Source organism: Achromobacter deleyi (assembly GCF_013116765.2).
Classification (GTDB): domain Bacteria; phylum Pseudomonadota; class Gammaproteobacteria; order Burkholderiales; family Burkholderiaceae_B; genus Achromobacter; species Achromobacter deleyi_A.
On record NZ_CP074375.1, the window covers coordinates 5,240,651 to 5,253,971 of the forward strand.

Here is a 13,321-nt window from a genome sequence, read left to right on the forward strand (position 1 = left end):
CGGGTGCAATGACTTCCCCCCAGCTCAAAAGCCTGCTGCTCGACACCCGGCTGCCGCGCCTGGAAGTGCGCATGCTGCTGGAGCACGTGCTGGCCAAACCGCGCGCGTGGCTGCTGGCGCATGACACCGACCCGCTGGCGCCCGAGGTCGCGGCGGCATACGAGGCCCTGGCGCTGCGGCGCGTCGCCGGCGAGCCCATGGCCTATCTGCTGGGCCGGCGCGAGTTCATGGGCCACGCGTTCCGCGTGACGCCCGACGTGCTGATCCCGCGCCCGGACACCGAGGTGCTGGTCGAGACCGCGCTGGAATGCGTGGCCGGCGTGGCGGGGCCCGCCGTGCTGGACCTGGGCACGGGCAGCGGGGCGATCGCCATTTCGATCGCCCTGGCGCGCCGCGATGCGCGGGTGATGGCGTCCGACGTCAGCGCCGCCGCGCTTGCGGTGGCGGCTGGCAACGCCTGGGATCTGGCCGCATCGGTGCGGTTCGTGGAAGGCAGCTGGTACGAGGCCGTGCCCGCGGGCGAAGGCTTCGACCTGATCGTGTCCAACCCGCCCTACGTCGCCAGCGACGATCCGCACCTGGACCAGGGCGATCTGCGCTTTGAGCCGCGCGGCGCGCTGACCGACGGCGCGGGCGGACTGGAAGACCTGGCCCGAATCGTCCAGGGCGCCAGCGGCCACCTGAAGCCGGGCGGCGCCCTGTGGATGGAACACGGCTGGGACCAGGCGCAGGCGGTGCGGGATCTGCTGTCGGCGGCCGGGTTCGAAGACGTGCACAGCCGCCAGGACCTGGCGGGCATCGAGCGGATCTCCGGCGGCCGGCGATCCGCCGGCCGGTCGGGCGTTCGCTGACCGCTGCCGGACGCCGCTTCCCGGTGTCTGTTACAGGCCGTCAGCCCCTGAAATTCCGGGATAAACCGGCGGCGCTCCGGGGTAATCCGGGCGGTTTTTCCCGCTGTACCTATAATTGGCGTATTCCGTTATGCCTGTCCAAGAGACCACCATGAGCGACGTTCAAGAATTCATCCGCGAAACCGTGACCCAGCACCCCGTCGTGCTGTTCATGAAGGGCACCGCCCAGTTCCCGCAATGCGGCTTTTCCGGCAAGGCCATTCAGATCCTGAAGGGCTGTGGCGTGAAGAAGCTGGTCACCGTCAATGTGCTGGAGGACGACGAAGTCCGCCAGGGCATCAAGGAATTCTCCAATTGGCCCACCATTCCGCAGCTGTACGTGGCGGGCGAGTTCATCGGCGGTTCGGACATCATGAATGAAATGAACGAGTCCGGCGAGCTGAAGACGCTGCTGGAGCAATCCGGCGCCACGGCCTGACGCCTCCATGAGGCGACTGGTCATCGGCATCACGGGCGCCACTGGCGCGCTCTACGCGGTGCGCATGTTGCAGGCGCTGCGCGGCGTTGACGATGTCGAGACGCATCTGGTGGTGTCGGCATCCGGCGTGCTGAACATCAAGCACGAGCTGGATGTCAGCCGTCACGACATCTACGCGCTGGCGGATCACGTCCACAGCGTGCGCGACGTGGGCGCCACGCTTGCCAGCGGCGCGTTCCAGACCGCCGGCATGGTGATCGTGCCGTGTTCCATGCGCACGCTGGCCGCCGTGGCCCACGGCCTGTCGGATAACCTCATCACCCGCGCCGCCGACGTGACGCTCAAGGAGCGCCGGCGCCTGGTGCTGATGGTGCGCGAAACCCCGTTCAATCTGGCTCACCTGCGCAACATGACGGCGGTGACCGAAATGGGCGGCATCGTGTTTCCGCCGCTGCCGGCGTTCTATCACCGGCCGGCCTCCATCGAAGAGATGGTGGACCACACCGTGGCGCGCGTGCTGGAGCTTTTCGATATCGTCGTGCCCGGCCCGCACTGGGAAGGCACGTAGCAACGACTGCAAGCAAACAGCCTCGCGCAAGCGGGGCTGTTTGTCTTGCGCCGCAGGCTTACTGCACCAGCCCCAGGCCGTTCAGCGCGCCCAGGTTTTCCGGCCATTTCCGCGCTCGCGCGTTCTGCAGTTCGATGCGCGCCCAGGCCATCCAGCCGGCCCATTCGATGCGCTTGTCCCATGCCGTGCCCCAGGCCTGCAGCGCGGCAAGCCCGGCGGCCGCGTGCTGTTCGGCGGCCTCGAAATCCCCCGCCGTCAGCGCCAGTTGCGCCAGCAGCAGGCGCGGCTCGCCTACCCACGGATTGTGCTCCACCGCCGCTTCCAGCATGTGGCGGGCGCTGTCCATTTCCGTCAGCGGGTGCATGCGGGTGATGACTTGCCAGTACAGCGCGCTGGCGGCGGCCTCGTCGCGCGGGCTCAGCGTGGCGCCGCAGTGGCCGAACGCGGGCGGGACGGGAATGCCGGTGTCCTCGGGCATGCGCGACAGCGGGGCCAGCAGATGCGACAGCATCGACAGGATGTTCGACGGCGGCTTGAGCGGGCCGGGCCACAGGGACGAGGCCCAGTTGGTCTTCAGGTCGCGGCGCTGCTGCTGCGGATAGCCCGCGAAAATCTCGTCCTGCCAGCTGTGCCATTGCTCGCCGATGTCGGCGGCGGACACCACGGTGAAGGCGGCGACCTGGCGCGGCGTGAAGGTGTACGCCTGGCCATCCGCGCCTTCCAGCGTGAGGCCTTCGGCGCCCGTGCCCTGGCCTTGCAGGATGGCTTGCACGAACTTCGTGCGCGGCATGGCGCAGAAGAGGCTGACCCATTCCTCGGCTTCGGCGCCCAGCACCTCGCGCAGCGTGTCGCGCTCGCGCTGGCGGTCAAAGAGGGTGAGGTCCACGTATTCGTTGCCGTAGACGCTGTGGAACAGCCCCAGCAGGCGCACTTCGCGCGGCTGGTTCCAGAGCGTCAGCGTGCGATAGACGCCCAGCAGGTGGTGCTTGAACGTACCCGCCTTGTGCCAGTCTTCGCCGGCGCTGCGCGCAAACAGCAGGTCCAGCAAGACAGGCAGGTCGGCATCCACGGCGGCATAGTGGTCGGCCAGCAGCGCGCGCGCGTGCGGATGGAGTTCGTTGGTGGTGGACATGGCTTACAAGTGGGGTGAATGAAGGCAGGCTCTATTGTGTCTGGATGCGGCGTAGCTGTCATCGCGGCGGGCTTTATACAGAAATGCGCATATCAATATGAGGATTCATCGCTTCCGGTTTTGAGGGACGGTCACTAGAATCCGGGATCATTCTTCATTCCTACCAGTAGAGACTTCTCATGCGCCTTCGCCATTCCCTGGCCATTCTTGCCACCCTGATCGGTTTTGCCAGCACCCAGGCCATGGCGCAGGACGCCGAACTGAAGGTGGGCGTAACCGTCGGCCCGCACGCGCAGATCGGCGAGGTGGTGCAGCAGGTCGCCGCCAAGGAAGGCCTGAAGGTGAAGCTGATTGAATTCAGCGATTTCATCCAGCCCAACGCCGCGCTGGAGGCGAAGGAGCTGGACCTGAACATCTATCAGCACAAGCCCTTCCTGGAAGCGCAGAACAAGGCGCGCGGCTACAAGCTGGTGCCGGTGGCGACCGCCGTGGTGCAGCAGATGGGCATCTATTCCAAGCGCGTGACATCGCTGGACGCGCTGCCGCAGGGCGGCAAGGTGGCCATTCCGAACGACCCGACCAACGGCGCGCGCGCCTTGCTGGTGTTGCAGGCCGCCAAGCTGATCACGCTGAAGGACGGCGTCACGGTGACGGCGTCGCTGTTCGACATCGTCGAGAATCCCAAGAACCTGAAGTTCATCGAGATCGAAGCCGCGCAGCTGCCGCATTCGCTCAAGGACGTGGACGCCGCCGCGGTGAACTCCGCCTACGCGATTCCGGCCGGCCTGTCGCCCGCCAAGGACGCACTGGCGCTGGAAAGCAAGGAAGCGCCGTTCGCGGCGGTGGTGATCGCCGCGCGCGAAGACAACAAGAATGATCCGCGCATCGCGCGTTTCATCAAGGCCTACCAGTCGGATGAGGTCAAGGCCTTCGTCGCCAAGCAGTTCCCTGGCGCGTACTCCACGTCCTGGTAAGCCGGCGTCCCGATGTCCACGCTGACGATCTATCCCGAGCACGCGCCCGCGGCAGGGCGCGAACTGAACGACGTGGCCGAGATCCAGCGCGAGCTGGCGGCCATCGGCGTGCGCTTCGAGCGCTGGAACGCGCAGGCGCCGGTGGCGCCCGGCGCGCCCCAGGACGAGGTGCTGGCGGCGTACCAGCCGCAGATCGACCGGCTGATGGCGGAGCGGGGCTACAAGACGGTGGACGTCGTCAGCCTGGACGCCGCGCATCCGGACCGCGAGACCCTGCGGCGCAAGTTCCTGGCCGAGCATACGCACGCCGACGACGAAGTGCGTTTCTTCGTGGCCGGCAGCGGCTTGTTCGTGCTGCACGCCGAGGGCCGCGTGTATGCGGCGCTTTGCGAAACGAACGACTTGATTTCGGTGCCGGCGGGCATCCGGCACTGGTTCGACATGGGGTCGGCGCCCGCGTTCACCTGTATCCGTCTCTTCAATGATCCGGCGGGTTGGGTGGCGCAATTCACGGGCGACGATATCGCCGGACGCTTTCCGGTTCTGCCGTAAGCGCGCCTGCGCCTCGGCTTCCTACGCGTACTTGCCGGTCAGGCCGCCATCCACGACGAGCTCCGTCCCGGTGATGTACGACGCCTCGTCGGATGCCAGGAACGCCACCGCGTTGGCGACCTCCCATGGCGTGCCCATGCGTCCCATCGGCACCTGTCTGTCGCGCGCCGCCAGCGCGGCGTCCAGATCGTCCGCGTCGAACATGCGCGCCACGTTGGCGGCGATTCGCGGCGTGTCGATCAGGCCGGGAATCACCGTATTCACGCGGATGCGGTCGGCGGCATATTGCTGCGCGGCCATGCGGGCGAAGTGAATGACGGCCGCTTTGCTGACGCTGTAGGCCAGATGCGGATAGCCGGTGTACCGGATGCCCGCGATGGAGGAGACGGTGACGATCGCGCCGCCGCCTTGCGCGCGCATGACGGGCGCAAGCAACCGCGTGGCGATCAGCAGGCTGGTCACGTTCACCTGCTGGATGCGGTCCCAGTCTTCCAGCGTGATGTCCTCGGGCCCGCCCACCTTGCCGATGCCGGCGTTGGCCTGCAGGATGTCGATGCGGCCGTAGCGGCGCATGGCCGCGTCGACCGCCGCCTGCATGGCGGCCGGATCGGCGACGTCCGCCTGCACCGGCAGTGCGCTGCCTCCGGCCAGCTCGACTTCATGGGCCGCGTCTTCGGCGGCGGCCAGGCTGGCGTCCAGCGCGACGATGGCCGCGCCTTGCCGCGCCAGCGTCACGCAGCTGGCTTTGCCTATGCTCCAGCCTGCCGCCGATGCGCCGGCCCCGGCCACCAGGGCGATCTTGCCCGCCAGGCGCGTGTCCGGCGTCACGATTGGCCGCCGCCTTGATGGGTCTTGCCCTTGCCGACGTAGGGAATCGCGTGATCGATGGTTTCCCAGATGTAGCGTCCGGACGGGCTTTGCTGTTCTTCGGCCACATGGGAGACCAGGCCGGCGGCGCGCGAGATGACGGCGAAGCCGCGCATCAGGTCGGTGGGCACGCCGATCTCGCTGAGCAGCGCGGCCACGGCGCCGGTGGCGTTGATGGTGATGTGTTTGCCGTAGGTCTCGTCGATCGCGCCGGCCAGCAAGCGCAGCGCCTTGATGGATTCGCCGCCCAGCTCGCTTTCGGCCTCGGCCAGCGCCAGGAGTTTGATTGCGCGCGGATCGTCCGGCTTGTGCAGGTGGTGGCCGAAGCCGGGCAGCGCGCCTCGGGCGGCGCGGAACTCGCGCGCGATGGCCAGCGCCTCGGCCTGTCCGTCGGCTGCCTGCCGGATTCGGTCGAGCAGGCGCGAGCAGTTTTCCATGGTGCCGACGAACTGGCTGCCCACGGCCATCAGTCCCGAAGCCACCGCGCCCTGCAGGTTCTCCGGCGCGCTCATATAGATCAGCCGCGTGGCGATGGCGCTGGGCGTCATGCCGTGCTCCATCAGCGTGACCAGCACGGCGTCGACGATACGCAGGTCGACCGGGCGCGCATCGCGTCCCAGGATCTGCATGATCATGACTTCGGTGAACGTCTTCTTGCCGATCAGGTCTTCCACCAGGTCCACGTCCCGATAGGACATGCCGGCAAGGTGATGCGCGCAGAGGCGGGTTTCGGGCGTATTCATGAGATCTCCTTGTTTGCCGCGTCGCGCACGGCGTTCTTCAGCACCTTGCCCACGCTGGAGCGCGGCAGGCTGTCGTGGATGTGGATCTGCTTGGGCGTGGCCACGGGGCCGAGCAGCGCGCGCACATGGGCCTTGAGCTCGTCGGCACCGGCCTGCGCGCCGGGATGGAATTGCACCGCGGCGTGGACGGCCTCGCCCCATTTGTCATCCGGCAGCCCGAATACCGAACACTCGTACACCGCCGCATGCGCGGATAGCGCGTTCTCCACATCCACCGGGTAGATGTTGAAGCCGCCGGTGATGATGACGTCGCGCAGGCGGTCCTTCAGGAACAGGTAGCCGCGCGCGTCGATCAGGCCGGTGTCGCCGGTATGCAGCCAGCCGTCGACCACGGTCTCGGCGGTCTTTTCCGGCAGCCGCCAGTAGCCCGTCATCACCAGGTCTCCCTGCACCACGACCTCGCCGATTTCTCCACGGGGGAGGAGCTTGCCTTCCGGATCCATGATCGCCACGTCGGACAGGTAGGTGACGCGGCCGACCGAGGCGCGGTTTTCGGGCGCTTCCAGGTCCGCGGGGCGCAACACCGTGACGATCTGCGGGGCTTCGGTCTGGCCGTAAGTGGTGCCCAGCACCGGACCGAAGAAGGCGCGCGCGCGTTCGATCTTCTCGACGGGCATGGGCGCGCCGCCGTAGATCAGATTGCGCAGCCGCGGGAAGTCGGCGCGCGATACGCCCGGCTGCGCCATGATCATGTAGATCAGCGTGGGTGGCATGAAGCTCAGCGTGCCGCCGCGCTCGCGGAACGCCGCGGTGATGGTGGCCGGGGTGACGCTGTCCAGCAGCAGGTGGGCGCCGCCTTGCGCCAGCACCGGCAACAGATAGGTGCCCGTGCCATGGGTGATGGGGGCGGAAACCACATAGCGGTCTTCGTGGGTGAGGCCCCAGCTGGCGATCTGATTGATGATGCCGGCGTTCCAGGCGTGGTACGGCTGCATCACGCCCTTGGGCAGGCCGGTGGTGCCGCCGGTGAACTTGATCGCCTGCGTGGCATCGCGCGGCAGTGCATGGCGCATGGGCTCGCGGCCCGCGCCGCGCGTCAGCAAGGCGGCCAGCCCCAGGTCGGCCGGGCCGTCCTCCAGGTCGACGCGCTTGGCCGCGCACGCCGGCACCAGCGGCGCGCCCACGCCGTCCACGATGACGATGGAGGGCGCCGTGGCGTCCAGGATGCGGCCGATTTCCCGCTCCGTGCTGCGGTAATTGAGCGGCACCCATACCTTGCCGCTGGCCAGCACGGCCAGCAGCGCCAGGATGTGGCGCGCGGAATTGCCGGCGCAGATGGCCACGCGCGTTTGCGGCGCGGGGTCCAGGTCCTGCAGGGCGGCCGCCAGCGCGCGGGTGTCGGCGGCCAGCCGCGCATACGTGACCTGGCCATCGGGGCCATCCAGCGCAACGCGTTCAGGATATTGCTCGGCCGCGCGGAAGAAAAAATCTATCGGGTACACCTGTGCTCCTTTTCGCGTGAACAGGCCCTAGTTGGCCTTGAGGTCGGCGTTCTTCACGACCGCGCCCCATTTGTCGATCTCGCTGGCGATCTTCTGGTTGAACGTTTCGGGGGTGTTGGGCGGCTGCGGCGCGAAGAAGCCGGACTGCTTGTAGGAGGTTTGCAGGGCGGGGCTGGCCAGCGCCTTGTTCATCGCCTGGTTCAGGCGGTCGATGACCGGTTTGGGCGTGCCGGCCGGCGCCACCACGCCGAACCAGGATTCCACGTCGAAGCCCGGCAGGCCGGACTCCGCCAGCGTGGGCGCGTCAGGCGTGGCGGGCAGCCGTTCAGGCGAGGTGACGCCGATGGCGCGCAACTTGCCGGCCTGCACGTGCGGCAGGGACGAAGGCAGGTTGTCGAACATGGAATCCACCTGGCCGCCCAGCAGATCGGCCACCGCGGGGCCGCTGCCGCGATAGGGTACGTGCAGGATGTCCGTGCCGGTCTTCATCTTGAACAGTTCGCAGGACAGGTGGATGGAGGATCCGCTGCCGGACGAGGCGCAGGTCAGCTTGCCGGGATGCGCCTTGGCGTAGGCGATGTATTCCTGCACCGTCTTGACCGGCAGCTTGGGATTGACGACCAGGATGTTCGGGATGGTCGCCAGGAGGCCGACGGGCTCGAAGCCCTTCACGAAGTCATAGTTGAGCTGGCTGTACAGCGTGCGGTTGATGGTGTTGGCAATGGAGCCCACATACAGCGTGTAGCCGTCGGGCGCGGCGCGCGAGACGATTTCCGCGCCGATGTTGCTGTTGGCGCCGGTCTTGTTCTCGACCACGACGGTCTGGCCCAATTCCTCCGAGAGCGATTTCGCCATGAGGCGCGCCACGATGTCGGTGGCTCCCCCCGCCGCGTAGCCCACGACGAGCGTGACGGGGCGTTCGGGGTAGGGCTTGGCCGACCAGGCCGGGGCGCTGGCTATGAATGCGCCGCTCAAGGCCAGCGCTGCAACGGTCCACCGCTTGCTGTCTGTCTTCATTGTTGTCTCCGTCCTGTTTTGTCTAATATTTGGACAACTCTTCGTCTGTCCGTCTTCATATTGGGCTTTGATAGGGGAGTCATCAACGCGGGGTGTCCAAAAATTGAACAAGCCGGATTCAGAAGGTTCTGGGCCACGCGTGCTGCGCCGCGGGCTGCGGGTGCTGGGCGTACTGCGCCAGGCGGGCGCGGCGGGCATGCATGTGGTGGACATCGCGCAGGCGGCCGGCATGCAGCGTTCCACGGTGTATCGCTACCTGGACGTGCTGGTGGAGGAGGGGTATGCGCTGCGCGAGTCGCTGGCGCCGCGCTGGCGCGTCGCCGAGCTGGGCGTCATGATGGCCGGCGATCCGCATGCGCAGGCGGTGCGCAGCCTACGGCCGGTGCTGCGCCAGATCAGCGACGTGAGCGGGGATTCCGCCTTTCTCATCTGCCGCGCCGCGAACGATTCCCTGTGCCTGCACCGGGAAGTGGGCAACTATCCCGTGCAGGTGCTGGCGGTCACGGTCGGGCATCGCCAGCCGCTGGGCGTGGGCGCGGCCGGGCTGGCGCTGCTGGGGGCGTTGCCGCCGGACGAGGCCGAGGAGGTGGTGGCGCAGAACGAACAGGCGCTGCGCGCCTACGGCGGCATGACGGTTGCGCAGATGCGGCGGCTGGTGGAGAACACGCGCGACCGCGGGTGGGCCGTCGTGGGCAATGCCGCGGTGCCGGGTGTGCTGGGAGTGGGGGTGGCGCTATGCGATGCGGGCGGCTATCCGCGCCTGGCGGTCAGCGTATCCAGCCTCATCAGCCGCATGCAGGCGCCGCGCCAGCGCAGCATCGCCGACCTGATCCGCACGCAGCTGGCGCAGGACGATCCGGGGATGCAGCGCTGGGCGTTGCCCGGCGCGCAGGGCGGCTAGGTGGCGGCCGGAGCCGGCACGCGGTAGGTCTTCTGGTAATGCACCGTGAACGTCTTGAAGGCATCCAGCGCCTTGTGCGGATCGTGTCCGGGCTTGACCAGGAAGCTGTCGAAGCCGACGCGCGCCTGGTAGTGGATGGTGTCGATCATCACGTCGCCCACCGCGCGCAGCTCGCCCTGCCACTGGTAGCGGGTGCGCAGCAGCTGCGCCAGCGAATAGCCGCGGCCGTCGGTGTAGACGGGGAAGTCCACGGCGATGAAGGCGATGCCGGCGGGGTTCAGGGTGCCGTCGGCCTCGGCCAGATCGGCCAGGTCGGCGTCGGAGTCGAGCAGCACGGCCACCGGGTGCTTGTGGCGGCGCAAGGTGGCGCGCGACGTCTTCCAGATGGAAAGCGGCACGATCCAGCCCGGCTCGTCGCCAGGCACCTGGCCTTCGGCGGGCACTTCGGGTTCAGGCGTGAAGGGGCGGGACGTGTCGGCTTCCAGCTTGCCGTTGCGGATCAGGTGCGGACCGGGGGCGTCGTGGGCGTAGATCTCAGACATGGGCTGCCTCCGTGACCTGGGCGGGTTTGGCGAAGGCAGGGTCCGCGTAGACGTCCTGTTTGAAAGGGTCGATGCCGACGCGGTCCACCACGTCGATGAAGCGTTCCTCTTCGCTGTCGCGCAAGCCCAGGTAGGTGCGGATCAGGCGGTCGACCACGCCTGGGACCTGGTCGCGGGCGAACGAGGGGCCGATGATGCGGCCCACGGCCGCGCCGCCTCCGCGCGTGGACTCCAGGTCCGGCAAGGGCTTGGCGGCGCCGTTCTGGCGGCCGCCCAGCGTGACCTGGTACCACTCTTCGCCGGCCTTATCGATGCCGAGGATGCCGATGTGTCCGACATGATGGTGGCCGCAGGAGTTGATGCAGCCCGAGATATTCAGGTCCAGCTCGCCGATCTCGAACAGGTAGTCGAGGTTGTCGAACTGGCGCTGGATGGCTTCGGCCACGGGGATGGAGACCGCGTTGGCGAGCGCGCAGAAGTCTCCGCCCGGACAGGCGATGATGTTGGTGAGCAGGCCGATGTTGGGCGTGGCCAGGTTCAGCGCTTCCAGCTTCTGCCAGAGCTCATGCAGGCGCGCGCGGCGCACGTCGGCCAGGATCAGGTTCTGTTCGTGCGAGACGCGCAATTCGCCAAAGCCATAGGCGTCGGCCAGGTCGGCCACGGCGTCCATCTGGTCGGCAGTGATGTCGCCCGGCGGCACGCCGGTGGGCTTGAGCGACACGGTGACGGCGGCGTAGCCGGCGACCTTGTGCGCGTGGACGTTGGTGCGCAGCCAGCGCGCAAAGCGCTTGTCGGCGGCGGCCAGCGCGGCCGTGTTGTCGATGTCGGACGCGGCGGCCGCGTCGTATTGCGGCCAGACGAAGCGGGCCTTGATGCTGTCGACGAATTCCTGCGTGATCGTGTCGGGGCCGCCCTTGATGAGCTGCCACTGTTCATCGACCTGCCGGGCATAGACCTCGGGAGTCAGGTCCTTGACCAGGATCTTGATGCGCGCCTTGTACTTGTTGTCGCGGCGGCCATGCAGGTTGTAGACCCGCAACGCGGCCTGCATGTAGGTCAGCAGGTCTTGCCATTCGACGAAGGGATTGATCAGCTTGCCGACGATGGGCGTGCGGCCCATGCCCCCGCCCACCCAGACGCGAAAGCCCAGCTTGCCGTCGCGCTCGACGGCCTGCAGGCCGATGTCATGCACGCCCACGGCCGCGCGGTCTTGCACGGCGCCGCTGACGGCGATCTTGAACTTGCGCGGCAGGAAGGCGAATTCCGGGTGCAGCGTGGACCACTGGCGGATGATCTCGCACCAGACCAGCGGGTCCACGAGCTCGTCCGGCGCGACGCCGGCGAAGTGGTCGGTGGTGGTGTTGCGGATGCAGTTGCCGCTGGTCTGGATGGCGTGCATCTGGACCGTGGCCAGCTCGGCCAGGATGTCCGGCACGTCTTCAAGCTTGGGCCAGTTGAACTGGATGTTCTGGCGGGTGCTGAAGTGGCCGTAGCCGCGGTCCCATTTGCGCGCGATGTGCGCCAGGGTGCGCAGCTGGCGCGACGCCAGGATGCCGTAGGGAATGGCCACGCGCAGCATGGGCGCGTGACGCTGGATGTACAGGCCGTTCTGCAAGCGCAGGACGCGGAAATCATCTTCGGTGAGCTGGCCGTCGAGGAAGCGGCGCGTCTGGTCGGCGAATTGCGCCACACGCTGCTCGACAAGCTGCTGGTCGACGGGGTCATACACGTACATGTCTACTGCCCTTGAAGTCTTCTCGGTCTGAGCCCCTGGACGCGCCCTGCGCAGCGCGCAGGCAAAGGGGGATTCATAACCGTAACAGGCAGCCGCCGCCAGCGTCTAAGTCATTCTGGTAATAAGGTCATAAGGCTCCCACGCTGCGCGCGCTACGCGTGCTTCCTGCCACCGGGGGGCGGCTGCCCCGCCTTGGCGCGGGCATTCTTGCATAGCCCTGCAAACGCCGTCTTTCCATTGGCCGTCCTACAGCGCCGCCTTGACGGCCCAGCGGGCCACGACGACCAGGATGATCACCAGGCAGGCGGCCATCAGCAGGCCGGTGGCGATGAGCGGACCGGGCTTGTTGTGGGCGATGTCGGCGTCGTAGCCGCGGCCGCGCCTGACGCCGAAAAAGCCCCAGAGCACGGAGCGGACCGTGCGCAGGAAACTAAGCATATGCGCCTCCTGGCGGATGGGTGGACAGGACCACTGTAGACGCTGCGGCCGCGGGTAAACAGATGCAGATCCGCGTCAGCCGACCATATCAGTTGGCGGCCCGGCCGGGGCACCGATGCCGCGCACGATGTGCTCTAGCAGTTCGCGCGCGGCGGGGGATATGTGGCGGCCGGCGCGGCTGAGCACATGCAGGCTGCCCTGGTTCAGGATGGGATTGGCCAGCGGCAGGCTGGCCAGCCGCTGGGCGCGCATGTCGGCCGTGACGGCGATGGGGGGCGTGAGCGCATAGCCGATGCCGGCCGCGGCGAACTGCCACAGCGCCTTGAAGGACGAGGTGGTCAGCACGTTGCGCAGCCGCACCTGTTCGCTGATCTCGGCGGCCTGGATATGCTGGCGCACGCCAAAGCCCTCTTGCATGGACGCGCCGGGGTAGTCGGCCAGGTCGGTCAGCAGCAGCGGGCGGTGCAGCCGAGTCAGCGGATGGTCCTGGCGGACGATGGCGCGGATGGGCTCGGGCCGCGAGTAATGCGTGCGCAGGCGGGCGTCGGTGGGCGGCTGGAACACCAACCCTATATAGGCGCGGTCGTCCACGATGCGCTGCACGATCTCGGAAGTGCGGGCGACCTCGATGTCCAGCGTCACCTCCGGGTGGCTGCGCCAATAGCCGGGCAGCACGCGGTCGAACATGAGTTCGACGAAGCCTTCGCCCAGCACCAGGTCGATATGGCCGCGCTCGGCGTTGCGCAGGCTGTCGATTTCCGAGAAGAAGCTCTCCTGGATGTTCTGCTGGCGCTTCACGTAGCGGGCCAGGATATGGCCGGCATCGGTGGGCACCACGCCCCGTCCCCGCCGCTCGAACAGCGCCATGCCGCAGTCGCGCTCCAGCGCGGCGATGGCCCGGCTGACGGCGGAAGGGTCCATGTCCAGCACTTCGGCGGCGCCGCGCACCGAACCGCGGCTCATGACCTGCATGAAGTAGTGGGTGCGGCGGGCGTCGAGTTTTTCGTCCATGACAGGACTC

At 67.6% G+C, this 13,321-nt stretch carries 15 protein-coding genes; 6 read left to right on the top strand and 9 right to left on the bottom strand.

From position 1 onward, the window contains the following. Window positions 1–8 precede the first annotated feature (8 nt). The 3 genes from prmC to HLG70_RS23810 all read left to right on the top strand — a co-directional run bounded on the left by prmC (window position 9) and on the right by HLG70_RS23810 (window position 1,897). On the top strand, window positions 9–851 hold the full coding sequence (gene prmC, locus HLG70_RS23800; RefSeq protein ID WP_171667778.1) for a peptide chain release factor N(5)-glutamine methyltransferase: 843 nt from the start codon (window positions 9–11) through the stop codon (window positions 849–851). 151 nt (window positions 852–1,002) lie between these two features. Beyond that, a complete protein-coding gene (grxD, locus tag HLG70_RS23805; protein ID WP_006391696.1) occupies window positions 1,003–1,329 on the top strand; it encodes a Grx4 family monothiol glutaredoxin in 327 nt (108 codons plus the stop codon). 7 nt (window positions 1,330–1,336) lie between these two features. After that, window positions 1,337–1,897 carry a UbiX family flavin prenyltransferase gene (locus HLG70_RS23810; protein ID WP_171667777.1) on the top strand — a complete coding sequence of 187 codons (561 nt, stop codon included), beginning with the start codon at window positions 1,337–1,339 and terminating at the stop codon, window positions 1,895–1,897. Window positions 1,898–1,955: 58 nt separating this feature from the next. Here HLG70_RS23810 and HLG70_RS23815 read toward each other — a convergent pair whose 3' ends face one another. Further along, a complete protein-coding gene (locus tag HLG70_RS23815; protein ID WP_171667776.1) occupies window positions 1,956–3,029 on the bottom strand; it encodes a DUF6817 domain-containing protein in 1,074 nt (357 codons plus the stop codon). 179 nt (window positions 3,030–3,208) lie between these two features. Between HLG70_RS23815 and HLG70_RS23820 the strand changes: the two genes are divergently transcribed. Continuing rightward, window positions 3,209–4,003: a MetQ/NlpA family ABC transporter substrate-binding protein gene (locus tag HLG70_RS23820; protein WP_171667775.1), complete on the top strand. Its 795-nt coding sequence runs from the start codon at window positions 3,209–3,211 to the stop codon at window positions 4,001–4,003. A 12-nt stretch (window positions 4,004–4,015) separates the two neighbouring features. After that, window positions 4,016–4,555, top strand: coding sequence for a 1,2-dihydroxy-3-keto-5-methylthiopentene dioxygenase (locus HLG70_RS23825; protein ID WP_171667774.1), 540 nt, complete (start codon window positions 4,016–4,018; stop codon window positions 4,553–4,555). A gap of 21 nt (window positions 4,556–4,576) precedes the next feature. Here HLG70_RS23825 and HLG70_RS23830 read toward each other — a convergent pair whose 3' ends face one another. From HLG70_RS23830 to HLG70_RS23845, 4 genes are read right to left on the bottom strand one after another with little or no spacing between them, the layout of a single operon-like run. Then, window positions 4,577–5,383: an SDR family NAD(P)-dependent oxidoreductase gene (locus tag HLG70_RS23830; protein ID WP_234103179.1), complete on the bottom strand. Its 807-nt coding sequence runs from the start codon at window positions 5,381–5,383 to the stop codon at window positions 4,577–4,579. Further along, window positions 5,380–6,165, bottom strand: a complete 786-nt coding sequence (locus HLG70_RS23835; protein ID WP_171667773.1) for a citryl-CoA lyase — start codon at window positions 6,163–6,165, stop codon at window positions 5,380–5,382. The genes HLG70_RS23830 and HLG70_RS23835 overlap by 4 nt, the downstream gene beginning before the upstream one ends. Continuing rightward, on the bottom strand, window positions 6,162–7,667 hold the full coding sequence (locus HLG70_RS23840; RefSeq protein WP_171667772.1) for a class I adenylate-forming enzyme family protein: 1,506 nt from the start codon (window positions 7,665–7,667) through the stop codon (window positions 6,162–6,164). The genes HLG70_RS23835 and HLG70_RS23840 overlap by 4 nt, the downstream gene beginning before the upstream one ends. A 27-nt stretch (window positions 7,668–7,694) precedes the next feature. Continuing rightward, a complete protein-coding gene (locus HLG70_RS23845; RefSeq protein WP_171667771.1) occupies window positions 7,695–8,684 on the bottom strand; it encodes a Bug family tripartite tricarboxylate transporter substrate binding protein in 990 nt (329 codons plus the stop codon). 103 nt (window positions 8,685–8,787) lie between these two features. On the opposite strand from HLG70_RS23845, the gene HLG70_RS23850 reads away from it, so the two are divergent. Further along, on the top strand, window positions 8,788–9,585 hold the full coding sequence (locus tag HLG70_RS23850) for an IclR family transcriptional regulator (protein WP_171667770.1): 798 nt from the start codon (window positions 8,788–8,790) through the stop codon (window positions 9,583–9,585). On the opposite strand, the gene HLG70_RS23855 is transcribed toward HLG70_RS23850, so the two are convergent. The 4 genes from HLG70_RS23855 to HLG70_RS23870 form a co-directional block, all read right to left on the bottom strand. Continuing rightward, window positions 9,582–10,127: a DUF934 domain-containing protein gene (locus tag HLG70_RS23855; RefSeq protein WP_171667769.1), complete on the bottom strand. Its 546-nt coding sequence runs from the start codon at window positions 10,125–10,127 to the stop codon at window positions 9,582–9,584. The genes HLG70_RS23850 and HLG70_RS23855 overlap by 4 nt on opposite strands. Further along, on the bottom strand, window positions 10,120–11,862 hold the full coding sequence (locus HLG70_RS23860) for a nitrite/sulfite reductase (RefSeq protein ID WP_171667768.1): 1,743 nt from the start codon (window positions 11,860–11,862) through the stop codon (window positions 10,120–10,122). Before HLG70_RS23860 ends, HLG70_RS23855 begins: the two co-directional genes overlap by 8 nt. Window positions 11,863–12,108: 246 nt before the next feature. Further along, complete coding sequence (locus HLG70_RS23865; protein WP_171667767.1) at window positions 12,109–12,300, bottom strand: DUF2970 domain-containing protein; 192 nt, start codon at window positions 12,298–12,300, stop codon at window positions 12,109–12,111. Window positions 12,301–12,375: 75 nt separating this feature from the next. After that, window positions 12,376–13,311, bottom strand: coding sequence for a LysR family transcriptional regulator (locus HLG70_RS23870; protein WP_171667766.1), 936 nt, complete (start codon window positions 13,309–13,311; stop codon window positions 12,376–12,378). Window positions 13,312–13,321: the final 10 nt, after the last annotated feature.